General features: G+C 70.4%; 5 protein-coding genes and 2 pseudogenes. 1 reads left to right on the top strand and 6 read right to left on the bottom strand.

Features of this window, described 5'->3' with window-relative positions; genetic code table 11:
* Positions 1–127 precede the first annotated feature (127 nt).
* A pseudogene (locus BDD16_RS22330) lies at positions 128–256 on the bottom strand (transposase); the annotation flags it as partial.
* Between the two features lie 350 nt (positions 257–606).
* Positions 607–1,029, bottom strand: coding sequence for a pathogenesis-related family 1 protein (locus BDD16_RS23445; RefSeq protein WP_179636337.1), 423 nt, complete (start codon positions 1,027–1,029; stop codon positions 607–609).
* Positions 1,030–1,380: 351 nt separating this feature from the next.
* Here BDD16_RS23445 and BDD16_RS22340 point away from each other — a divergent pair.
* A pseudogene (locus BDD16_RS22340) lies at positions 1,381–1,617 on the top strand (IS6 family transposase); the annotation flags it as partial.
* A 31-nt stretch (positions 1,618–1,648) separates the two neighbouring features.
* Here BDD16_RS22340 and ectB read toward each other — a convergent pair.
* Genes ectB through BDD16_RS22360 form a run of 4 tightly spaced genes read right to left on the bottom strand, consistent with a single transcriptional unit; the run spans position 1,649 to position 25,007 of the window.
* The gene (gene ectB / locus BDD16_RS22345; protein WP_179636339.1) at positions 1,649–2,914 is read right to left on the bottom strand and encodes a diaminobutyrate--2-oxoglutarate transaminase; all 1,266 of its coding nucleotides are present in this window, start codon (positions 2,912–2,914) and stop codon (positions 1,649–1,651) included.
* Between the two features lie 28 nt (positions 2,915–2,942).
* Positions 2,943–10,340 (bottom strand): non-ribosomal peptide synthetase, encoded by a 7,398-nt coding sequence (locus BDD16_RS22350; RefSeq protein ID WP_179636340.1) that lies wholly within the window; start codon positions 10,338–10,340, stop codon positions 2,943–2,945.
* Complete coding sequence (locus tag BDD16_RS22355; RefSeq protein ID WP_179636341.1) at positions 10,337–18,223, bottom strand: non-ribosomal peptide synthetase/type I polyketide synthase; 7,887 nt, start codon at positions 18,221–18,223, stop codon at positions 10,337–10,339. The genes BDD16_RS22350 and BDD16_RS22355 overlap by 4 nt, the downstream gene beginning before the upstream one ends.
* On the bottom strand, positions 18,216–25,007 hold the full coding sequence (locus BDD16_RS22360; protein WP_179636342.1) for a non-ribosomal peptide synthetase: 6,792 nt from the start codon (positions 25,005–25,007) through the stop codon (positions 18,216–18,218). The genes BDD16_RS22355 and BDD16_RS22360 overlap by 8 nt, the downstream gene beginning before the upstream one ends.

Genomic DNA, 25,007 nt, shown 5'->3' on the forward strand with positions numbered 1-25,007 from the left:
CCCAAGTCTCCAGTGCGTTCAAGGTGACCATGGCAGGCTGAAAGCGGAATGCAGTACCGACCCGAACAGCACGGCACGACAAGGTGAGCAAGACTGGGGGCATGATGGAATTCTGCTTGGCTGCGTTGAGCACCGAACACGCCCCCAGAACCAGCAACGATCGCATGCAGAGATCACCAGCCTTGGTGATGCTGCCCATTCGAGTCTTGCCACCCAAGTTGTACTGGTCAGGTACCAGGCCCAGCCAGGCTGCCACATTGAAAGTGATGACCCCATAACTCCTCATGCTCTCGGCATGAACGGATCCTCACATAATTCGGAAAAAATCGTACGGTAAGGACCATGGCGCTTTGCGCCATGGTGCACAAACGGGATGGCTGCCCGCAACAGGAGGCGATCCCGTACAAAAGCGTGTTGCACAACCCGTTCGAATGGCAACAGCTTTGCGGGTCGAGCCAGACGTCCACGTCTGGGATGTGCATCAAGGTCGCCGGGAGGCGCGACTCTCCCGGGCAAAGAACCTTACCGTACGAATTCTGCAGCGACCCGATCATGACCATGCCTTCGCTGCGCCGTCCGGTTCTGGACACCGCAAGGGGGTGGAGGTCAGTAAGGCCATTCCCCATCAAAGTTACCCGGCGGATCGAAGCTCAGCACGACGAATATAGCTCCATCATCACAGGTAACCTTGCCTGCGCCCATTCTGGTCGTATCTCTCCAGACAAGCTGGGTGTAATTTCGGCAGTCCTGATCGGGTTGGCAGCTATTTGTCGGATAGTCATAGTATTCCTTTTCCGACAAGAAGGATGCGACGACATCGGCTGCAGAGTAATGCTGACCCACCCCCCGGAAAATGCACTCACCATACGGGCCGCCCGATTTAATGAACGCACCATCCCCTGACCTTTGCTCTGCGTAGAGCTGAGCGTATGCAGCTAAGTCGTTATCCCAAGAGAGAGGGGCTACGCCTACGTTGCTGCGCGCCGCATTGACCGAATCTAAATAATTTTCGGGTGAGTCAGTTGGCATTGAATTCCTTGTTTGGACCTGTTTATTACTATGCGAACCATTGTGATGTAGAGAAAGTCATATATTTGCGGTGTGTTTGAAACGCATGTAAGTACAAGTTGGCGCGTGTTATTGACTTACGACCGCCCATGAGTCGCAGGCGCGGGAGCTGAGTTCTAGAATTGCCCGATAGACAGAAAGCATTACCCGAGCGACATCAGCACCAAAGAGTGGAGATTCTGGGAGGCCCGGCGCATCTTCGATGCGCTGAGCCAGTAGTTGCATCGGCACGAGTGCTGTCAACTTGTTGCGGCGAGGTCGAGATACGGCCACCGGCGCCGTGTCGGCCAAAATTAAATGGCGGCGACGCCGAACAACAAGGGGGAGAATTTGCACCAGCCGACCCGGGTCAGAGAAAAGGTCATGCGCCGGTTCAAATCGGCGCGGCATCTGCAGCGCTTTGCGTCGACCCATGACCAAATGGCCAGCCTGTTCATCCACAGTCGTTACAACCGAGGTGCGGCCGCCAAACGGGCCGCTCGTACCAATGCCTTTGCAGCCTGGGCTTGGGCCAGTGGTGCCCGGTCGTTCGGCGTCACGGCCATTTGATGCTGACTGACGCAGCGGCGACGGCCTAGGCTCAACAAGGTGACAGTACCAGGGCCGTGGCCTCAACGCTCTGCTGGAGGATGTCCAAGGCTGCCTCCAGATGCTCGTCCGCGATGGTCAAGGGGGGCAGGCACTTGACAACATGGTCACGCGCACCACTGGTCTCGATGACCAGCCCCCGCTCGAAGGCGGCGCGGCAGACAGCCTGTGCACGCTCGCCACTGCCGCAGTCCATCGCCTGAACCATTCCCCGGCCGCGTACCTGCGCCGGGGCGTCCTCCCATAGCGCTGCGATCTCCTGCAGGCGGCTGCGCAGGCGCTGCCCCTTGCGCTGGGTCTCCTGGGCAAACTGACCGTCACGCCAGTAGTGGTGGAGGGCGCTGGTCCCCGTGACAAAGGCCAGGTTGTTGCCGCGAAAAGTGCCGGAATGCTCCCCGGGCCGCCACTGGTCCAGCTCGGGGCGGATCAGGACCACCGACAGCGGCAGACCGTAACCGCTGAGCGACTTCGACAGCGTGACCAGGTCTGGCGTGATGCCGGCCTCCTCGAAGCTGAAGAAGGCGCCCGTGCGCCCGCAGCCCATCTGGATGTCATCGACGATCAGCAGGATGTCGTGGCGCCGGCACAGCGCCGCCAGGCGACGCAGCCAGGCCACATTGGCCACGTTGATGCCCCCTTCTCCCTGGATGGTTTCCACCAGCACGGCCGCTGGGTGGTCGAGCCCGCTGCCGGTGTCATCCAGCAGCTGCTCGAACAGGGTGATCGTGTCGGTCTCCGGGCCGTGGTAGCCGTCGTAGGGCATGAACGACACATTCGACAAGGCCACGCCCGAAGCCTTGCGGTAGTAGCGGTTGCCGGTGGCGGCCACCGAGCCCAGGCTCATGCCATGGAATGCGTTCGTGAACGCGACGACGTTCTGCCGCCCGGTCACCCGGCGCGCCAGCTTCAGGGCCGCCTCCACCGCGTTGGTCCCGGTCGGGCCGGTGAACTGCACCTTGTAACTCAGCCCGCGTGGCCGCAGGACCACCTGCTCCAGCGTCTCCAGGAAGCGCTGCTTCGCGGCGGTGGCCATGTCCAGGCCATGCACGATGCCGTCCTGGGCGAGGTAGTCCAGCAGGTCGGTTTTCAGCAGGGGGTTGTTGTGTCCGTAGTTCAGGGTGCCGGCACCGGCCAGGAAGTCGATGTAGCGCCGACCCTGTTTGTCTTCCAGATGGGCGTTGCGCGCCGAGGTGAAGACAGTAGGCAGGTTGCGGCAGTAGCTGCGCACGTTGGATTCCAGCCGCTCGAAGGTGTTCATGGTGTGCTCCGTGGGATGCGGGAAGGGTTCATTCGGTGGCGGCATGGGTCGCCCGTTCTTCCAGGCGCCGCAGGCAGTCGCGCAGGTGCCGGGCCAGGGTGCCAAGGTGGGGCTGGCCCATCATCGTCAGGTGGGTGCCGGGGACCGAGATTCGCTCGATGGGGTCGCGGCTCCAGCGACGCCAGCCGAGGAAGGGATCGTGCTGCTGCGCTGGCGCCGGGGCCTGATCAGGGGTTGAGACCAGCGCTTCCTCGGCCCTGAGCAGCACCAGCGGGAAATCTGCCAGTCCGGCCGGCTGGTAGCGGGTGCGCAGGTTGCTCTTGAACACCTCGACCCAGCCCCGTGCCTGACGCACATCGGCGCCCGCCGGCAGCAGTTCCAGGCACTCCAGTTCCTCCTTGAAGCGCAGCAGTTGTGCTGCCGGCTCCAGCGCGCGCAGTGGCTCCACCGCCAGCGTGCTGCGCCGTCCCGCCATCGTGCCGAACGCGTCGGCTAGCGCGACCAGCCAGCGCGCCTCGTCCCACGGCGGAAGCGGCGTGTCGTCGTGCTCGCCCGGTGCGGTGACGTCCAGCAGGACCACGCCGGCCACCGTCTGGCCGGCCCGCTGCAGTTGCAGCGCCATCTCGAACGCCACCTTGCCGCCGAAGGAGTGGCCCCCCAGCAGGTAGGGGCCGTGTGGCTGAACGCGCCGGATGGCGTCGAGGTGGTTAGCGGCGATGGCCTCGACCGTGGTGTGCGGCGGGGTCTCGCCATCCAGCCCTGTCGCCTGCAGGCTGTAGACCGGCCGGTCCCCGTCCATCAGGCGGGCCAGCGCGTGCAGGTAGAGCGGATTGCCACCCGCGCCAGGGACGCAGTGGAACGGCAGGCCGCTGCCACGGGACGGCATTGGCACCAGGGTCTGCCATGCGGCGGCCTGTGCGCTGCCCTCGGGTTCGGCGAGCAGCCGGGCCACGGTCTCGATGGTCGGGTTGTGCAGCAGCGTGGCCAGCGGCAGGTTGCGCTGGAACTGCTGCCGGATGCGCGCCATCAGCCGCAGGGCCGCCAGCGAATGGCCGCCCAGGTCGAAGAAGCTGTCCTGGATGCCGATCGGTCGTGTTCCGAGCAGGTTCTGCCAGAGGTCGACCAACTGCCGCTCGGTCTCGGTGCGCGGCGGCACCGGGGGCGTCTTGTCCGCGGTCGGACTCGCCAGCAGGCCCACATGGCGCTGTGCGGTCTCGGCCGTCTCCGGGGGCCGTATCAGTGCGCTCAGCGGCTGCCCTGGCGACTCGGCGATGCGGACGAGCAGATCGGTCAGCCGCGCCGCGATGTCCACCACCGTCCCTTCGTCCAGGCGGCGCCGGTCGCGGATGAAGCGCAGCCGCATCGCCGCACCGGGAATGACCAGCACCGTCAGCGCGTGGCGGGTGCGCGCGCCGGTCGCGTCGTCGCCCTCGATCACGAAGGGCACGATGCGGGGCGCGTGGTCGCCGTCGTCCGGTGCGCCCGCGTCCACCGGGTAGTTCTCGAACACGAGCAGGCTGTCGTAGAGCGGCTGCCCGGCCAGCACTTCGCTCCACGACTGGATCTGGCCCGCCGCACAGTGGCCGTAGGGTTGGGCCTCCAGAGCCTGTTCCTGCAGCGTGTGCAGCCAGTCGAGCAGCGGGACATCGCCGCTGTCCGGCAGACGCACGCGCACCGGCACGCTGTTGATGAACATACCGACCATCTGTTCGACCCCGGCCAGCTCGGGCGGGCGGCCCGAGACGGTGGTGCCGAACGCCAGGTCGCGTGCGCCGCCCAGGTGGTGCAGCAGCAGCGCCCAGGCCGCCTGCATCAGCGTTCCGGTGGTCAGGCCATGCTGCCGGCCCAGTGCGCCGAGCTGTGTGCCGAGTGCGACCGGGAGCACGGTGTCGTGGCTGGCATGGCCGGCCACCGCCTCGGTCGAGCCGGCACTGTGGCCCAGGCGTGGTGGCTGGCGCAGGCCCGCCAGATAACCGCGCCAGAACGCTTCGCTCGCCGGCGCCTGCGCACGCAGCCAGCCGATGTAGGCGGCATAGGGCCGAGCCGGTGCCAGCGTCGCCGCCTCGCCACGGCAGGCGGCCTGGTACAGCGCCATGAAGTCGCGTGTCATCACCGACACCGACCAGCCGTCGCTGAGCAGGTGGTGGCGTGTCCAGATGAGGTGGCGTGTGTCGTCTCCGGCCCGCAGCAGCACCAGGCGCATCAGCGGCACCTCGGCCGGTGCGAAGCCGCGGCGCCGCTCCGCCTCGGCCAGGCGCATCACCTGCGCACGCTGCGCCTCGGCGTCCAGGCCCCGAAGGTCGTGGTCCGCGATCGGCAGCACGGCCTGGCGCAGCACGTACTGCAGCGGCTCGTCCAGCCCGTCCCAGGCAAAGCCGCTGCGCAAGGCGGCGTGCCGGGCCAGCAGCGCTTGCCAGGCGTGGCCGAAGGCGATGCGGTCGAACGGGCCGTGCCAGCTCAGCACCGACTGCTCGACATGGATGCCTGAGCCGGCGTGGGCCAGCGTCTCCATCAGCATGCCCTGCTGAGACGGCGACAGCGGATGGATGGCCTCTATGCGTCGATGCACTGGCTGCGGATCGGGGTTGGCGCGGGCAATCGCCTGCAGCAGCCGGTCCAGCGCCCCCTGGTCCAGCCCTGCGTCGGGAAAATCGCTTGGCGTGTGGCCGCCGACGCCGGGTGTGCGGCAGTGGGTGATCAGCTCGCGCAGGCTGTCGCGGAACAGCTCGGCGAGCCGCTCGATCGACGCGGCGTGGTGCCGGTGGCGGCTGTAGCCCCAGACGATCTCCAGTTGCCCGCCCGTCACCAGGCAGGTCACGTCGAGCAGGTGCGCACGCGGCGCCGTCGGCGAGCGTGTCGGGCCGACGTCCTCTGGCGCCAGCGCGCGGACCAGACCGTCACCGCCGACGCTCTGGTCGAACTGGCCCAGGTAGTTGAAGCACAGCCCCGGCGCGATGGCCAGGTGGGCGTCGCCGCCGAGGTGGTGCAGCAGGCCGTGGCCGATGCCGTGGCTCGGTGTGCGGCGCAGTTGCTCCTTGACCTGGCGGATCGCTGCGCCCGGATCGTCGGCGTCGGGCAGGCTCAGCCGCACCGGGAACAGCGCGGTGAACCAGCCGACGGTGCGCGAGACATCGACGTCGCGGGCGCCATCGAACACATCCTCGCGGCCATGGCCCTCCAACGAAAGCAGCAGCTCGCGCTGCCCGCTCCAGCGCTGCCAAGCCCGCAGCAGCGCGGTCAGCAGCAGGTCGTTGATGCGGGTGTGCCAGGCCGCCGGGGCCTCGTGCAGCAGTGCGGTGGTGTCGGCGACATCAAGTCGGTTCGTGACGACCGTGGCCGAGGCGTGGTCATCAGGTCCGGTGCAGTGGTCGATGGGCAGCACGGGTGCACCCCCTGCGCACACCGACGTCCAGAACGCACGCTCGTCCGCGACGGCGGCCGGGCCATGCGCCTGCAATTGGCGCGCCCAGTCGGCGAAGGACAGCGTGCGGGCCGGCAGCCGCGGCACCGTGCCGTCGGCCGCCTGCCGGTACGCGGTCTGCAGGTCTTCCAGCACGAGGCGCCACGACACGCCATCGACGACCAGGTGGTGGATGACGACGAGCAGCAGCCGGCGCGTGCCGCGCACGATCCGCAGCACGCGCACCAGCCGGCCGCTGGCGAGGTCGAGACCGCGCTGGCAATCGGTGGTCTGCGCCTGCAGCGCGGCCGACCAATCACGATCGGGCAATGCGGACAGGTCCAGTCGCTCCAGCGTCAGGTGGGCACCGGGCGTGGCCGGATCGACCGCCGCGAGGCTGGCCTGCCACTGGCCGCTGGCGTCACGGACAAAGCGCGTGCGCAGCGCATCGTGGTGATCGACCAGCGCCTGCAATGCAGTTTCCAGCGCGCCGTCCTCGGCCTGCGGGTCCAGCTCCAGCAGCATCGCCTGGTTGAAGTGCTGCGGCTCGGCCCAGTCTTGGGCGAAGAAGCGGCGCTGGATCGGCGTCAACGGCAGCGGGCCGCTGGCCGGGCCATGCACCGTCGAACGGTCAGCGCCGGTCTGCGGCTCGAAGCGGGCCACGGTGGCCAGTTCGGCGATCGTCTGGTGCTGGAACAAGTCGCGTGGCGACAGGTGCAGCCCGGCAGCGCGGGCGCGGCTGACGATCTGGATGCCGAGGATGGAGTCGCCGCCCACCTGGAAGAAGTTGTCGGTCACGCCGATCGTGTCATGGCGCAGCACCTCGCGCCAGACCGCCGCCAGCAGCGCCTCGGCCGGGGTGCGCGGGGCCACGAGGGTGGCCGCCTCGGCCAGCGGCGCCGGTTCGGGCAGGGCCCGCCGGTCGAGCTTACCGTTGGGCGTCAGCGGCAGCGCGGGCAGGTGGACGAAACGCGCCGGCACCATGAAGGCCGGCAGCATGCGCATCAGCTCGGCGCGCAGCCGCTCCGGCGTGACGTCCGGGCCGACCACGTAGGCGACGAGCTGCCGGCCGCCGCCCGGGGTCTCGCGGGCCACCACCGCCGCCGCGGTCACGCCGTCGCACTGGTGCAGCCGAGCCTCGATCTCGCCCGGCTCGATGCGCACGCCGTTGACCTTGATCTGCTGGTCGATACGGCCAAGGTATTCGAGGCAACCGTCGGCCTGCCAGCGCGCCAGGTCACCGGTGCGGTAGAGCCGGCCAGCGCCGAAGGGGTTGGCGATGAATCGCTCGGCGGTGAGGTCCGGCTGGTGCCGGTAGCCGCGGGCGACCTGCACGCCGCCGACACACAGCTCGCCGGGCACGCCGATCGGCACCGGCTCGCCATGCGGGTCGAGCAGGTAGACCTGGGTGTTGGCGACCGGGCGGCCGATGGGCACGGTCGCGGTCGGCGTGTCCTGCGGCCTGGCCTCGTGCCAGCAACAGGCCACCGTGGCCTCGGTGGGGCCGTACTGGTTGAACACCCGGCTGTGCGGTGCGTGCTGCCACCAGGTGTCGAGCAGCGCGCGCGGCAGCGCCTCGCCGCCCAGCACCAGCGCCTGCGTGCGCAGCGGCGCGGTGGCGTCCGGCGGGCCCAGCAGCCGGTGCAGCAGGTCCAGGTGGGTCGGCGTGCCCTTGACCAGGCTGAACGGCGCCTCGTTACCCGACTCGCCACGGCCTCGCAGCGCCTCGGCCAGCCGCTCGAACTGCTGATCCTCCGGCAGCAGGATCACCTGCCGACCGACCAGCAAGGGGGCCAGCAGCGCTGGCACCGTGCCGTCGAAGCCGAACGAGCCATTGACCGGCACCCCGCGACCGGCCGCGACCGGGTAGGTCCGCACGCACCATTCGAGGTAGTTGACCAAGCTGCGGTGGGTGACCTCGACGCCCTTGGGCTGGCCGGTCGAGCCGGAGGTGTAGACCACGTAGGCGAGGTGCTCGGGCGTGACGACCACGGCTGGGCATGGTGCCGCGTCGTGTTCGTCTTCCAGGCGGTCCAGCACGACGATGCGTTCCGGCCCGGGCAGCAGCTCGCCACACAGCGACGCCTGCGTGACCAGCACGTCCAGCCGCGCGTCCTGCCGCATCGCGGCCAGCCGTGCCGGTGGGTGGGCCGGATCGAGCGGCAGGTAAGCGCCGCCCGCCTTGAGGATGCCCAGCAGGCCGACGAGCAGGTCGGTCGAGCGCTCCACGCACAGGCCGGTCAGCACCTCCGGACCCACGCCCGCCGCGCGCAGCACGCCCGCGAGCAGATTCGCCTGCGCATCCAGTTCACGGTAGCGCAGCGTGCGGTGACCGTCGGTGACCGCCAGGGCTTCGGGCGTGCGCGCAGCCTGTGCCTCGAACAACTGGTGCAGACAGCGGTCAGTGGGGTAGTCCGCGGCGGTGTCGTTCCAGTCCGTCAGCACCTGCCGCCGCTCGGCCGCCCCCAGCATCGGCAGCCGGTTGACGGACTGGCGCGGGTTGGCCAGCAGTCCCTCCAGCAGTTGCTGGTAATGCGCGGCCATGCGCTCGATCGTGGCGCGGTCGAACAGGTCGGTGGCCCAGGTCCAGGCCGGTGTCAGCGTGTCGCCGTCCTCCCAGACCGTCAGCGTCAGCTCGAACTTGGCCACCTGCTGCGCCGCCTGCAGCGGGCCGAAGCGCACCGGGCCGAGCGTCAGCGTCTCGCGCGGCGTGTTCTGCAGCACGAACAGCACCTGGAACAGCGGGCTGAAGACCAGAGTGCGCTCGGGCTGCAGCGCCTCGACGACCCGCTCGAAGGGCACGGACTGGTGCTGGAAAGCGTCCAGCGTGGTGCGGCGCACACGGTCCAGCAGCGTCTCGAAGTCCGGCTCGCCCGACAGGTCGTGGCGCAGCACCAGCGTGTTGACGAAGAAGCCGACCAGCGGCTCGACCTCGGCGATCTGGCGATTGGCGATCGGCGTGCCGATGCACAGGTCGTCCTGGCGGGTGTGGCGTGCCAGCAGCGCGGCGAAGGCCGTCTGCAGCACCATGAACAGCGTCGCGCCGCGTTCGCGGGCGAAGCGCTCCAGCGCGCTGGAGAGCGCCGGCGGCAGCGGCGCGAGCAGCCGTTCACCCTGGTGGCTCGGCATCGACGGGCGCGGTCGGTCGGTGAGCAGCAGCGGCTGCGCGGGCACATTGGCGAGCTGTCGTGTCCAGTACGCCAGTTGCCGCTCCGTCGCCTCGATCTGCCGCGGGTCGCGCTGCCAGACGGCGTAGTCGGCGTACTGCAGGGCCAGCGGCGCGGGTCGCTCGACCGGCTGGCCGAGCTGGTGCGCGTACAGCGCCGACAGCTCGCGCGTCAGGAGGCCGACCGACCAGCCATCGGAAATGGCGTGGTGCATCGTCACGAACAGCGCGTGGTCCACGCTGTCCAGCCGGGCCAGCCGCACCCGCCACAGCGGGCCGCGCGCCAGGTCGAAGACCTGTGCGGCCTCGTCGTCGGCCAGCGCCTGCAGCGCCGCTTCGCGCGCCGCGGCCGGCTGCACGGCCATCGCGGTCAGGTCGGTCTGGTGCAGCGTGAACGCGGGCGGGTGGAGATGCTGGCAGGTCTGACCGTCCACCTCGACGAAGGTGGTGCGCAGCACCTCGTGGCGCTGCTCGATCTCGCGCCATGCAGCGGCCAGCGCCGCCACGTCCAGCGGGCCATGCAGCCGCAGGGCCAGCGGGATGTTGTAGGTCGCGCTCGGGCCGTCGAGCTGGTGCAGGAACCACAGCCGCTGCTGCGACCAGGACAGCGGCAGGTGCGCCGGGCGCGGCAACCGGGTGAAGGTCGCCGCCGGTGCGGGGGCGGCGTGCTCGCGCAGGAAGGCGATCAGCGCCGGCTTGTGCGCCTTCAGGCGGGCGATCAGCGCTAGGGGCAGTCGGCCGGCCGGGCCGTTGATGCGCAGCGCCTCGCCATCGAGCGACAGCCGGATGTCCAGCCCGGCCAGCTCGGTGATCAGGGCGGTGATCGGTTCGTTGATCGGTTCGGTGAGCGGCGCGGTCATATCAGGATCTCTTCTCGTTCATCGCTGGGCAGGTCGTCGGGTACCTGCTGCACGCGCTGCAGCAGCAACCTCTGGTCGATCTGCTCGGCCAGGCCGGCCAGCGTGGGGGCGGCGAACACGGTGCGCAGCGGCAGCTCGATGCCGAGCTGCCGGCGCAGCCGCGACACCACCTGCGTCGCCAGCAGCGAGTGGCCGCCGAGCGCGAAGAAGTGGTCGTGGCGGCCAACCCGCTCCAGCCGCAGCACCTCCTGCCAGACGCAGGCCAGCAGTGTTTCGGTCGGCGTCACCGGGGGCAGGTGACTGTCCTGTGTCGGCATCGGCACGTTGTCCGGTGCGGGCAGGCGCTTGCGGTCGATCTTGCCGTTGGGCGTCAGTGGCAGCGCTTCGTGTACCAGGAAGCGGCTCGGCACCATGTAGCTGGGCAACAGCTGGCCCAGGTGCGCCGCCAGTCCGGCCGCCAGTGCCTCCGCCGAGGCCGCGTCGCCATCGGCATCACCATCGCTGTGTTGCATGGCGACATGGGCCACCAGTTGCTGCTCGCCACGGGCATCGGTGTGGACGATGACCACCGACTGCTCGACCGCCGGGTGCCGGTCGAGCGCCGCCTCGATCTCGCCCAGCTCGATGCGCAGGCCCCGCAGCTTGACCTGGAAGTCCAGGCGCCCCAGGAACTCCAGCGTGCCGTCCGCCCGCCAGCGCGCCATGTCGCCGGTGCGGTACAGTCGCGCGCCGGGTTGCCCCGCCCACGGGTCGGGGTGGAAGGCGGCGGCGGTGCGCTCCGGGTCGTTCAGGTAGCCGCGACCCACGCCGATGCCCCCAATGCACAGTTCGCCGGGCACGCCAATCGGCAGCGGCTGCCGATGCGCGTCCAGCACGTACAGCCGCACGTTCGGCAGCGCCCGGCCGATCGGCACCGTCGTGGCGTCGGGCGGCAACGGACCGGTGAGGATGTGGTGCGTGGCGTCGTCCGAGCATTCGGCCGGGCCATAGGCGTTCAGGATCGGAATCCGCGGGTAGCGCGCGAACCAGGCGTTGCACAGCGCAGGTGGCAGCGCCTCACCCGTCAGCGACAGCCAGCGCAGCGCAGCCAGCGCGGGGGCCGCTGCTTCGTCGGCTTGCAACTCGTCCAGCATGAAGCGCAGCAGCGACGGCACCACCTCAAGCACCGTGACGCGCTCGGCCTCGACGTGGCGCAGCAGCGCAGCGGGATCCTTGGCGATCTCGTCGCCGAAGATGCGCACTGTGCCGCCGACGAGCAGCGCGGCGAGGAACTGCCACACCGAGATGTCGAAGCCGGGTGGTGCGGTCTGCGCCAGCGTGTCCCCTGCGCCGAGGCCGTGGTCGCGCAGTTTGGCGCGAAGGTTGTTGACCATGCCGCGGTGCTCGACCATCACGCCCTTGGGCACGCCGGTGGAGCCGGAGGTGAACAGCACGTAGGCCAGCCGCGCGGCGTCGCCCGGGCCGTCCGGGTCGTGCGTTGGCTGGCGGGCAAGCAGGTCGGCGTCTCGATCCAGGCACATCAGCGCCGGACCTCGGCCAGTCAGCCGGTCGGCATGGTGCGCCAGGGTCAACACCAGCGGTGTGCCGGCCCGCGCCATCAGCACCACCAGGCGCTCGTCGGGCAGCGACGGATCGAGCGGCATGTAGGCCGCGCCGACCTTGAACAGGGCCAGCAGACAGACCAGCGTCTCGGCCGATCGCTCCAGGCAGACGCCGACGATGTCCTCGGAACCGACCGGTCCACCGAGGCCACGAGCCTTCAGCACATGGGCGAGCTGATTGGCCCGGTGGTTCAGTTCGGCATAGCTCAAGCACTCGACCGGCCCCCCCGGCTCGGGCTGCCAGCGCACCGCGTCCTGGTCGGGCGAGGCCGCGACCTGCGCCTCGAACAGCCGGGCGTACACGGCATCGCCCGCGTCGGCGGTGGCGTTGTCGTTCCAGTGCAGCAGCATCTGCGCGTGCTCGGCATCGGTCAGCAACGGCAGTTGCCCGATCGGTTGGCCGGGGTCGGCGATGACCGTCTCAAGCAGCACCCGGAAATGCCCAGCCATGCGCTCGATCGTGGCGCGCTCGAACAGGTCGGTGTCGTACTCGAACACCGTGTGCAGGCCCGTGTCGATCTCGTGCATCATCAAGGTCAGGTCGTGCTTGGCCATCCCGTCGTCGATCGCAGCGTGTTCGGCGCGCAGGCCCTCCAGCGTCAGCGCATGGGAGCGGTTGGTCAGCAGGTTGAACATCACCTGGAAGACCGGGGTGTACGCCAGCGACCGCTCGGGGCGCAGCGCCTCCACCAGCGTCTCGAAGGGCAGGGCGTGGCGCTGGAAAGCGTCGAGGTCGCCCTGGCGTACCCGGGCCAGCAACTCGCGGAAGCTGGGGTTGCCCGAGACATCGGTGCGCAGCACGAGCGCGTTGAGGAACAGCCCGATCAGGGGCTCGGTTTCGGCGAACTGGCGGTTGGCGCTGGGGGTGCCGATCACGATGTCGTCCTGACCGGCGTAGCGGGCCAGCAGCACCGAGAACACGGCCTGCACGACCATGAACAGCGTGGCGTTTTCAGCCCGCCCCAGGTGCTTGAGCGCTTCGGTCAGCCCGCTCGGCAGCAGGAAGACGAACTTGTCGCCAACGCCACGCTGCACCGCCGGGCGGGGGTGGTCGGTCGGCAGGGTCAGCAGCGGCGGCGCGCCGTCCAGCCGCTGTCGCCAGTAGTCCAACTGCGCCTCCAGGACCGGTCCGCGCAGCCATTCCCGTTGCCAGAGCGCGTAGTCGGCGTACTGCACCGGCAGGGCGGGCAAGCTGGCCGCCGAAGCAGGTCGACCCGCCACCAGCGTTCCGTACAGCGTGGACAGCTCGTGCATCAGAATGCCCATGGACCAGCCGTCGGCGATCGCGTGGTGCAGCGTGAGGGTCAGGACATGGTGCTTCGGGGACAGGCGCAGCAACGTGGCATTCCACAGCGGGCCGTTGGCGAGGTCGAAGGCCTGGTCGTTCTGTTGCCGGACCTGCCGCGTGACTTCGGCCTGCTGTCGATCGTCGGGCCAGGTGGACAGGTCGGTGACGGCGAGCCGGAAGGACGGCGGATGCACGCGCTGACAAGGCTGGCCCTCCTGCTCGGGAAAGCTGGTTCGCAGCGACGCGTGGCGTGCCTCGACAGTCTGGAACGCCTGCTCCAGGGCCGAGACCTGCAGCGCGCCGTGCAGGTGAATGGCGGCTGGCAGGTTGTAGAGGCTCGGATTCGCCTCGAACTGGGTCAGGAACCACAGCCGCTGCTGGGCGAAGGACAGCGGCACGGGCGCGGTGGTTGCGCGCGGCACCAGCGTCATGCCCGGATCCTGGCGGTCGGTGACGCCGCTCGCCAGGCGCTGCAGGCGGGCAACGGTGATCGCAAGACCAGCCACCGTGGGCTCTTCGAAGACCGTCTTCATCGACAGCGCCACTTGGAACACCTTGCGGACGTGGGCGATGACCTGGGTGGCCAGCAGGGAATGGCCCCCCAGCGCCCAGAAGTCGTCGTTCACCCCGATGTCAGTGACACCCAGCAGTTCCTGCCAGATCCCGATCAGGCCCTGCTCGACGCTGTCGCGGGCGGCGACGTGGACGTGCGAGCCCATGCGGCCCGTGCGGCGCTTCGACTGTGCGAGGCCGTTGCCCGAGGCTGGAGGTGTCGGTGGGGCCAGATCTGCCGGCCGGTGCTGCCACTGGTCCAGGCGTGCCTGCAGGTCGCCGGTGGACAGGAGGATCTGTTCGTGTCCACGGCTGGCGAGCACGGCGCGCAGCGCGGCAAGGCCCTCCTCCGGCTGAAGGGCTAAACCCAGCACGGAGTCACCAGGCCCCGCCGCCCTGGGCAACGGGGTGTCGCCCTGGCGCCAGCCTTCCCAGTTCAGGCTCGTCCAGGGCAGAACGCCGTTCTGGCGCCGCGCGGTGACGAAACAATCCAGTGCCGCGTTGGCAGCGCTGTAGGCCCCGAAGCCCAGCCCACCCAGCACTGCCGCCAGCGACGAGAAGGCGATGCAGAAGTCGAGGGGCTGGCCGTGCAGCAAGCGGTCGAGCACCTGGGCGCCCCCCAGCTTGGCACGGAAGTGTGGGTCGCACTCGGCCACTTGCGCGGTCTGGATGAAGGCGCCCGTCGTCGGTTCGCGGGTGATACCGGCGGCGTGGAACACGCCGTTCAGCGGACCGAAGGTGGCCTGGGCGGTGCGCAGGGCCGCACCGAGCTGGGCCTCGTCGGCCACGTCGGCGCTCAGGGCCAGCACTTGCGCCCCCGCCTGTTCGATGGCCAGCAGCCGGCGCAGGCGGCGACTCGTGGCGTCGTCTTCGGCGTGGGTGGTCAGCCAGGTGCGCCAGTTCTGCCGAGGGGGTACTGGCGAGCGTCCGATCAGGACCAGCCGGGTGCGCCAAGTGGCGAGGTGCTCGGCCAGCACCAGCCCGATCTCGCCCAGTCCACCGGTGATCAGGTAGACGCCGCCTTCCCGGAAGGGGCCGGGCGTGTCTGGCGCCGCAGGGCTTTGCAGACGGACGGACTGGAAGGTCGGGGTCCAGCGGTAACGGCCGCGGTAGGCGACGACCGTGCCCCGGCGCTGCGCGAGTTCGGCCAGCACCTGATCGACCGCAGCCGTGGCGGGACCGACCTCGCCGTCCAGGTCGAGACAGCGGCACGCGATGTGGGGGTACTCCTGCGGGATGACCCGGACCAGGCCCAGCAGCGCCGCCTTCTCCGGGTCGAGTGCCTCGTCGCCGGTGACCGCCTGGACGTGGTTAGCGACCACCGTCAACTGCACCGGCGTGTGGATGGCCGACAGGGCCCGGGCCAGGAACATCAGGCTGTAGAAGCCCTGCACCAGCGCTTGCCCGTCAGGGGCGGACAACGGCGTCACCTGCCAGAGATGGACCACCTGCTGCGGGGCAAGCTGGCGGGCCAGCAGGTCGTCCACCAGGGCCGTGAAATCCTGCGACCGGCGCGGGTCCACGGCGTAGCCTGTGTCGCCTGACCAGGCAAACGTACTGCCGGGCCGGACGATGATCACGGTGTGACCCGCGGCGACGAGGCGGAGTGCCAGCCGATCCCCCAGTCCCAGCGCATCTGCGAAGACCAGCACACAGGACCGGTCCGCCAGCACGCTCGATTCGGCCTGCGGCAGGGGCACGCGCTCCCAGCCCGGCACATGGAACCAGTCGGCCAACGGGCGCCGGACCGCGGCGCGGGGTAGGTCCGCCCCGGCGGCTGGCCGGTCAATCCAGTAGCGCTGGCGTTCGAACGGACAGGTCGGCAGCGTGACCCGCTGGCGCCGCGCCCGGTCGAGGTCGAAGAAGCCTGCCCAATCCACCAGGCCACCCGCCGTCCACAACTGCCCCAGGGCATCGAGCAGACATTCACGCTCGGACCGCGCCTCCTGCGGCTGCGGGGTGGAGCGCAGCACGACCTGCTCGGTGATGCCCGGCTGCTGTCGGGCCAGAGCGCCCAGCGCCCGTCCGGGCCCCACTTCCAGCAGGATCAGCGCCGGCTCCTTCGCCAGCGCCGCTACGCCGCTGGCGAACTGCACCGGCTCCCGGGTGTGCCGGGCCCAGTAGTCGGGATCGGTGGCTTGCGCGTCGGTGATCCACGTGCCGGTCAGGTTGGACAGGTACGGGATGCGCGGGGCGCGCAGCGTGAGGGTGCGCAGGTGCGCCACCAGCGGCGCCAGGACCGGCTCCATCATGACCGAGTGGAATGCGCGGTTCACATGCAGAAGCCGGTGCATCACCCCTTGCACGGTCAGGTGCTGCTGGAAGGCGGCAATGTCCTGCGGCGTGCCGGACACCACGCTCATCGCCGGTCCGTTGACCGCCGCGAGCGCGACCCCCGGCGGCAGGGCCAGTTGCTCGGCCGCGAGGGACACCGCCAGCATCGCGCCTTCAGGCTGCGCTTCCATCAACCGACCGCGCAGCGCCACCAGCCCGAGCGCCTCCGGCAGCGAGAGCACCCCGGCGACGGTGGCCGCCACGTACTCGCCGAAGCTGTGGCCGATCATCGCCTGTGGTTTCACGCCCCAGGACAGCCAGAGCTGGGCCAGCGCGTAGGACGTGACGAACAGGGCTGGCTGCGTCACCGAGGGTTGGTGGAGCCGGTCCTCGGCGGCCTGGCGGTCACCTGGCGCGGCATACAGCCGTTCACGCAGGTCGTAGCCGGTCAGCGGCTGCAGCAGTTCGGCGCAGTGGTCCACCTGCGCGCGGAAAACGGGCTCGGTGTCATACAGCTCCCGTCCCATGTTGACGGTCTGGGTGCCCTGGCCGGGGAACATGAAGACCACGGGCCGCGGGGCCTCCGGGGCCTCGCCTCCGCAGACGCTGCCGTCGTCGGCAGCCGCGGCCAGGGCGGCGGCGGCTTCAGCCGTGTCGCGGCACAGCAGCACACCGCGCACCGGATGGTGCTGTCGGCCGTAGGCGAGGCTGCAGGCGACATCCGCCAGCACGAGGTCCGGAGCTTCGGCCAGCCGCGCCGCCAGCGCCCGCGCGTAAGCGACAAGCCCGTCCTCGCTGCGTGCGGACAGCAGCAGCAGTTGCTGGGGCCGCCCCGGATCGGATGGTGACGACAGCGGCGCTTCCTGCAGCACGACATGGGCGTTCGTGCCCCCGACGCCGAAGGCGCTGACACCCGCCCGCCGCGGCGCTGCACTGCGCGGCCACGGCGTCGGTGCGCTGGGGATGAAGAAGGGGCTCTGTGCCAGCTTCAGCGCCGGGTTCGGGCGTTCGGCATGCAGCGACGGCGGGATCAGCCCGTGCTGCAACGCCAGCGTGGCCTTGATCAGGCCGGCCACCCCCGCGGCGGCGTCGGCATGGCCGATGTTGCTCTTGACCGAGCCGAGCGCGCAGACGCCGCGCCGCTCGCTGCGGAAGGCCTCGGTCAGCGCAGCGACCTCGATCGGGTCACCCAATGGTGTGCCGGTGCCATGGGCCTCGACATAGCCGATCGAGTCCGGTTCGACCTCGGCGACGGCCTGCGCCTCGCGGATCACCCGGACCTGGCCCTCGACGCTCGGCGCGGTGAAGCTGATCTTGGCCGCGCCGTCGTTGTTGACCGCCGAGCCGCGGATCACCGCGTGGACCACGTCGCCGTCGGCCAGCGCCTCGGCCAAGGGCTTGAGCAGCACCATGCCGACGCCACTGCCACCCAGCGTGCCGGCGGCGTCTTCCGAGAAGGCGCGGCAGTGGCCGTCCGGCGACAGGATCATGCCCTCCTGGTGCAGATAGCCCTGGTCCTGCGGCAGCAGCAGCGACACGCCACCGGCCAGCGCCAGGTCGCACTCGCCCGCCAGCAGGCTCTGGCAGGCTTGATGCACCGCCACCAGCGAGGTCGAGCAGGCGGTCTGCACCGTCACGCTCGGGCCGCTCAGGTTCAGCTTGTACGACAGGCGCATGGCCACCGAGTCAGGGCTGTTGACCAGGAACATCTGGTACGCGCCCACCGCGCTTTTCAGCGCGACGTTCGGGTGCAGGTGTTCCAGCAGGTAGTGGTTCAGGCCGCCCCCCGCGAACACGCCGATGCTGCCGCGGCCCGGCAGCGTGCGGTCGCTGTAGCCGGCCGCGTCCAGTGCCTCCCAGGCGGTTTCCAGCAACAGGCGCTGCTGCGGATCGAGCAGTTCGGCCTCGCGCGGCGAGAAGCCAAAGAAGGCCGCGTCGAAGCGGTCGTGCTCGGGCAAGACGGCCCCTGCTCGGACATAGTGCGGATCGTCCAGCAGCGCCGACCCGACCCCAGCCGCGCGCAGTTCCGCGTCGGAAAAGCGCGTGATCATCTCATCGCCCGCGCACAGGTGGCGCCAGAAGTCCTGCAGCGACGGCGCGCCAGGGAAGCGGCCGGCCAGGCCGATGATGGCGATCGCCGCGTCGTTCATGTCGTTCAGATCAGTCAAGAGAGGTCTCCTCGGTGCGCGCGTCCTTGCGGATCTGGCGCTGGCGCAGGCCCGCACCGCGGGCCGTGCGCCGGGCCTCGGCGCGGCGGGTGTCGTCGGGGGGCGGGGCGTCGTGGCGGGTCGTGGACTCGCCGCCATGGCCGTCCCACGATCCGGCCGTCGCCAGGTGGCGTGCCAGCGTGGCCACGGTCGGGTGGCGGAACAGGTCCACCAGGCCAAGCGCCGGCACGCCCCAGTCGTCGAGTCGGTTCTTCAGCTTCACCAGCAGCAGCGAATGGCCGCCCAGTTCGAAGAAGCTGTCGTCGCGGCCGACCTGCTCGACCTGCAGCAGTTCCTGCCACAGCGCGGCTAGCCGGCGCTCCAGCGCGGTCTGCGGGGCCATTGGCGAGTCGGAGCGCGGGACGGAGGTGGGCACCGGCAACGCCCGGCGATCCACCTTGCCGCTGGGATTGCGCGGCAGCGCGTCCAGTCGGACCCAGGCCGCGGGCAGCATGAAGGCCGGCAGGCGCTCGGCGGCGAAGGCGCGCAGCACGCCGCTGTCAGGGGCTTCGACACCGGTAGCGGCCACGGTGTAGGCCACCAGCCGCGGCTCACCCGGGCGGTCCTCGCGGACGATGACGGTAGCATCGGCGAGCGCCGGATGGGCCCGCAGGACCGCCTCGACCTCGCCCAGCTCGACGCGGAAGCCGCGCAGCTTGACCTGGTGGTCGATGCGGCCGAGGAACTCCAAGTTACCGTCGCTCAGTCGGCGTGCGAGGTCGCCCGTGCGGTACAGCCGCTCGCGCCGCCCCATCACCGTTCGCTCGACGAACTTGTCGACTGTCAGGTCGGGCCGGTTCAGGTAGCCGCGGGCCAGACCGACCCCGCCGATGCACAGTTCGCCCGGCACGCCCACCGGGACCACCTGACCCGCCGTGTCCAGCAGGTGCAGCCGGGTGTTGGCGACGGGGCGGCCGATGGGAACGGTCTGGGGGCCGTCCACTGGCTGCGTCACCTGGAAGAAGCTGGTGCCGACGGTGGCTTCGGTCGGACCGTAGCCGTTCAGGAAACGTCGGCCTGGGCTCCAGCGCAGGGCCAGCGCCCATGGACAGGCTTCGCCGACCGCCACGACGGTGGTCAGGTGCGGAAACGCCGCCGGGTCGAGCGTGGCCAGCAAGGCGGGTGGCAGGGTGGCCACCGACACCTGTTCGCGCTGCAGCAGCGCTACCTTGGCGACGGGATCGGCCCGCGTCTGCGGCGTTGCCAGCACCAGCGTGGCACCGGCCGCCAGGGTCACCAGGATCTCGAACACCGCGCCGTCGAAGCCCCAGGCGGCGAACTGGGCGAAGCGGCTTTCGGGTGTGAGCCGACCCAGCTTGATGAAGTCCTCGGCCAGGTTCACCAGCCCGCGGTGCGGCAGCATCACGCCCTTGGGCCGGCCGGTCGAGCCAGAGGTGTAGATCACGTAGGCCAGGTCGTCCTGCACCACCGCCGCCACCGCCACCGCAGCGACATCACTGGCCACGGGCCGCTCGCACAGCGTGTCCAGGTCCAGCACCTGCACGGTCGCGCCGATGCCCCTCAACGCGGCCATGGCGGCTGGCCGTGTCGCGGCCTGGGTCAACAGCACCTGAACACCAGCGTCCTCCAGGATGCCGGTCAGGCGCTCCCGCGGGTAGTGCGGGTCCAGTGGCAGGAAGGCGCCGCCGGCCTTCAGCGTACCCAGCATGCCGGTCACCAGGGCCGGGCCGCTGTCCACGCAGAGGGCCACCAGCACGTCCCGACCGACACCCGCCCGGCGCAGGTGCTCGGCCAGTCGATCGGCACGTGCATCCAGTGTCTGGTAGCTGACCTGCTCCCCGCCGCACACCAGCGCGACCGCCTGCGGACACCGCTTGGCCTGGGCTTCGAACAGTTGGTGGACACAGGCGGTGGCCGGGCAGGGCGTGTCGGTGGCATTCCATGCCTGCAATTGCTGCTGCTCAGCCGCAGTGAGCATCGGCAAGCGGCTGATAGCCGTGTCCGGCGCACCACGGGCATCGGCACTGGCTTCGGCCGTGGCCACGACCGAAGCCAGCAGCGTCGTGTAGTGCCCCGCCATGCGGGCGATGGTGTCGGCGTGGAAGAGGTCGGCGTTGTGGTCGAACACCAGACGCAGACCTCCCTCATGCTCATCGGCCAGCAGCGCCAGGTCGAACTGGCCCGCGCCCTGTCCGCCGGTTTCGGCCAGCGCCCACGGCGTCATCTGCAGGCCGGCGGCGGTCAGCGGCTCGGCCGCATCCTGCTGGCTGAGCAGAAACAGCGTCTGCACCAGCGGCGGTACGCTCGGGTCGCGCTGCGGCAGCAGCTCCTGCACCAGCGCGGGGAACGGGTAGTGCTGGTGCGCCAGCGCACCGGCCACCGTCTGCGCGACCTGGTCGAGGAAGTCGGCGAAGTCCGGCGAGGCGTCTGGATCGTGGCGCGAACGCAGCGCGATCAGGTTGACGAAGTAGCCGACTACTGGCGCGAACTCGGCGCGGGCGCGGCCAGCCTCGGGCGCCGTGCCGACCAGCAGGTCGGACTGGCCGGTGGTGCGGTGCAACTGCACCAGGTACACCGCCAGCAGCAGCGTGAACAGGCTGACCCGCCGACGCCGCGCCAGCCCCTTGACGCGCTGCGTCAGGTCGGCGTCCAGGTGCCAGACATGGGAGCGGCCGTTGAACGTCCGGGTCGGTGGACGGGGCACGTCCAGCGGCAGTTGCAGCACCGGCAGCTCGCCCGCCAACTGCTGGTGCCACCAGGTGCGCAGGCGCGGCCCGGCCGCCTCTAGCAGCCCTTGTTCCCAGCGCACGAAATCGGCCCAGCCGTGGCGCAGCGGCGGCAGCGCGGCCACCGTGCCCGCACAGCGCGCGCCATAACCCTGCGCCAGCTCGCGGGTGAGGATCTCGCCCGAGCCGGCATCGGTGGCCAGGTGGTGGATCGACAGCACCAACAGGTGATCGTCGTCGGCGTGGCGAATCAGCACGGGGCGGAACACGCCTTGCGTCAGGTCGAAAGGCTGCGTGAACTGCGCGCGCACTTGCGCCGCCAGCGCACCCGCGTCCAGCCCGACCGCATCGACCTCGGCCAGCACCACCCGCGTGGGTGGCAGCACCTGCTGCATCGGCTCGCCGTCTTCGACGCGCACGACCAGTCGCAGCGCGGCATGACGCGCCACCAGATCGGTCAGCGTCTGCTGCAACGCCCCGCGCTGCAGCGGGCCGCGCAGCCGCAGCACCAGCCCGGAGTTCCAGGCGTGGCTGAGCGGCGCACTCTGCTGCAGGAACCACAGGGCGCGCTGCCCGTGCGACAGCGGGCAGCGGACGGCCTCCTCGGTCACGACCGGCAGGGGCTCCGTGAAGACCATCGCCATCGGATCGGGCATGTCGTCCACCCCGGCCTCGTCCAGCGCGGCGGCCAGTGCGGCGACGCTGCGCAGCCGGTAGAGCTGCGTGGCCGTCACGGCCCGGTCCAGCCGTTGCTGCGCCAGGCGCACCAGCCGCAGGGCCAGCAGCGAGTGCCCGCCCAGCTCGAAGAAGTCGTCATGCACACCGACCGCCGGCCGCCCGAGCACCTCGGCGAAGACCGCCTCCAACGCGGCCTCGACGGGCGTGCGCGGGGCGACCTGCCCATTGCCCGTGGGATCGCCCGTCGTGTCGATGTTCGGCGGGGGCAGTGCGCGGCGGTCGATCTTGCCGTTCGGGGTCAGCGGCAGCCGCGCATGCACCATGAGGTGTGTCGGTACCAGGTGCGCGGGCAGGCGCTGCTGCAGCCAGCGGCGCAGCGCCGTGCCGAGCGCTGCGGCCCGGGCGGTGTCGGCGATGTCCTTCAGCCCGACATGGCCGACCAGCACGGCGTCGGCCCCTTGCCCGTGGACGACGGCCGCGGCGGCGATGACGGCCGGGTGGGCGACCAGCGCCGCCTCGACCTCACCCGGCTCGATGCGGAAGCCGCGCAGCTTGATCTGCTGGTCGATGCGGCCGAGGTAGTCCAGTTCGCCGTCAGGCCGCCAGCGGGCCAAGTCGCCGGTGCGGTAGAGCCGCTCGCGCCGGCCGCCAAGGTCTGCCTCGGTGAACTTCTCGGCCGTGAGGTCGGGGCGGTTCAGGTAACCGCGTGCCAGCCCCGTCCCGGCGATGCACAGCTCGCCCGGCACGCCCGGGGGCACGCGCTGCTGGTGCGCATCCAGCAGGTGGATGCGGGTGTTGTCGATCGGCCGGCCGATCGGCGTCGGTGCCTGTGCATCGACCGCCGCGGTGAAGCGGTGGAAGGTCGAACAGATGGCGGTCTCGGTCGGGCCGTAGCCGTTGACGATCACCAGGCCCTGCGGTCCGGCGGCGTCCTGCCAGGCTTGCAGCAGCCCCTGCCGGATCGATTCGACGCCCACCAGCAGGCGGCGCAGCGGCACATCCCCGCCCACTGCATCGAGCAGCGGCTCCAGCAGCGCGGGCGGAACGTAGGCGCTGTCGATGCCGCCGGTTCGGATGTAGCGGGCCAGTTGCTCGGGCGCGAGCAGCAGGTCGCGGGGCACGATGTGCAGGGCGCCGCCAAAGCCCAGCGTGCCGTGAAGCTCCCACACCGCCACGTCGAAGCCGAACGGGGCCAGCGTCAGGCTACGGAAGCCGGGCGCCAGCGGGGCCACGCGGTGGAAGGCCGTGACCATGTTCGTCAGCGCGCGGTGCGGCAGGCAGGCCCCCTTCGGCTGTCCGGTCGAACCGGAGGTGTAGATCACATAGGCGAGGTCATCCGGCCCGGCGCGGCGCGTTGGCCGGTTGGTCGGGTATGCGCTCCAGGCGTCCGGTTCGTCCAGACCGAGCAGCACACAGCCCGTGGGCGCCAGCGCCGCCACCCGCTCGGCCAGCCCCTGCTGGGTCAGCACCAGGTCGGCGCCGCAGTCTTCGAGCAGGAAGCGCAGGCGCTCCGGCGGATAGTCCGGGTCGAGCGGCACGTAGGCGCCGCCGGCCTTCAGGATGCCCAGCAGACCCGCCACCATGTCCGGCGAGCGCGACACACAGAGGCCGACCAGCGTGTCCGGGCCGACACCGCGCGCGATCAGCGCCTGGGCGATGCGGTTGGCGCGGGCGTCGAGGTCGGCGTAGCTGAGCGAGGTGTCCCCGTAGACAACGGCGGGCGCCGCGGGCGTGGCCGTGGCGTGGGCCTCGAACAGGTCCACGAGGGTCCAGCCCTGCGGGTCGTCCCGCTCGGTCGCGTTCCAGGCGCGCAGTTGCCGCTGCTCGGCGTCGGTCAGCACGGGCAGGGTGTGGATGTCCGCCTCGGGGTTGACAACGATGCCCTGCAGCAGCACCTGCAGGTGCCCGGCCATCGCGGCGATCTGCGCGTCCTCGAAACGTCCGGCGTTGTAGGTGAACATCGCCGTCAGGACGCCGCCGCGGTCCAGGAAGGTCAGCGTCAGTGCCTGCGGCATGCCGCGCTGCTCGCTCGCCAGGGGCTGCAGCAGCGCGTCGGCGGTCACCGCGTCCGCCTGGCGCAGTGCGACGCAGACGAAGCCCGCGATGCCTGTGTGCAGCCGCTGCGGCGTGGCGTGGGTTTGCAGCAGGCGCATCATCTCGGCGTGCGGCCAGGCCTGGTGCGCGAGGGCTTGTTGCTGCGCCGCCTGCGTGCGCTGCAGCAGCGTGGCGAAGGTCGGTGAGCCACTCAGGTCCGCGCGCAACAGCACCGGGTTGGCGAAGTAGCCCACCGTGTCGGTCCAGCCCGGCAGCGCGCGGGTGGTGGCCGGCGATGCGATCAGAAATTGCTGCTGCCCGCCATGCCGGCCCAGCAGCACCTGCCAGACGGCCAGCAGCACCGCGTACAGCGTGCTGCGCTTGGCACGGGCCAGCGCGCGCAGTCCGTCCGCCAGACCGGCATCGAGCGTCACGCAATGCCGGCGTGCATCGCCATCGGCGTGGCCGACGGTCGGCGGGTCGAGCAGCGCAGGCTCGCCACTCAGCGCGTCGCGCCAGTAGGCCGCCAGCGCGTCGCCCTGCACCGCGAGCGTGTCGCGCTCCCAGCGCACGAAATCGTGGTGATTCAGGTGTCCGGGATCGGTCACCGCGGCCGTGACCGGCCCGCGGCCTGCGACCAGTTCGCGGTGGAGCGCGGCGAGGTCGTGGCGCAGGATCTCCTGGCTGGTGTAGTCGGTGGCGATGTGGTGGACCGACCAGTGCAGGTGGGCCTCGACCGCGCCGGACGGGGTGGTCACTTCCAGCACCGCCATGCGCATGACCGGGCCGCGGGCGAGGTCGAAGGGCTGGTCGGCAAAATCCTGGCGCCAGGCGTCGACCTGCGCTGCGGGCCAACCGCGGCCATCGACGACGGTGAAGTCCGGTTCGGCCTCGACGAGCAGGCGCTGCGCCGGCTGCACTGCATCGGGTGCCTCGGGCCTGTCGGCCGTTTCGGTGAGCGGGTAGGTGGTGCGCAGGATCGGGTGCCGCTGCAGCAGCGCGCGCGCAGCCTGGCGCAGCGTGTCGAGGCAGGTGCCGGCTGGCAGGCGGTCGATGCTGACCAGGTGGTAGCGGCGGCTGGTGGGGTCGATCTGCCAGTCCAGCCACAGGCCGAGCTGCCCTTGTGACAACGGGCTGTCGTGGCGCCCAGCGGCGAAGGCGTCCCGCTCGGCGAGCCAGGCCACGATCGTCGCCTTGTGCTGCCGCAACTGCGCGATCACCTCGGGTGGCATGCCGGTGCGCGGGGCGCGAAAGCGCAACTGGCCGTCCTCCAGCCACAGCGTGATGTCGCGGGCGGCAAGGTCGCCCAGCAGCTCGACCACGTTCAGGTCGGGGTTCAAGTTCAT

It is taken from the genome of Sphaerotilus montanus, assembly GCF_013410775.1.
Lineage (GTDB): Bacteria > Pseudomonadota > Gammaproteobacteria > Burkholderiales > Burkholderiaceae_C > Sphaerotilus > Sphaerotilus montanus.

Coding starts and splice junctions, on each gene's coding strand:
- BDD16_RS22360 (WP_179636342.1), bottom strand. CDS start 25,007: ATGAACTTGAACCCCGACCTGAACGTGGTCGAGCTGCTGGGCGACCTT.
- BDD16_RS23445 (WP_179636337.1), bottom strand. CDS start 1,029: ATGCCAACTGACTCACCCGAAAATTATTTAGATTCGGTCAATGCGGCG.
- BDD16_RS22350 (WP_179636340.1), bottom strand. CDS start 10,340: ATGACCGCGCCGCTCACCGAACCGATCAACGAACCGATCACCGCCCTG.
- ectB (WP_179636339.1), bottom strand. CDS start 2,914: ATGAACACCTTCGAGCGGCTGGAATCCAACGTGCGCAGCTACTGCCGC.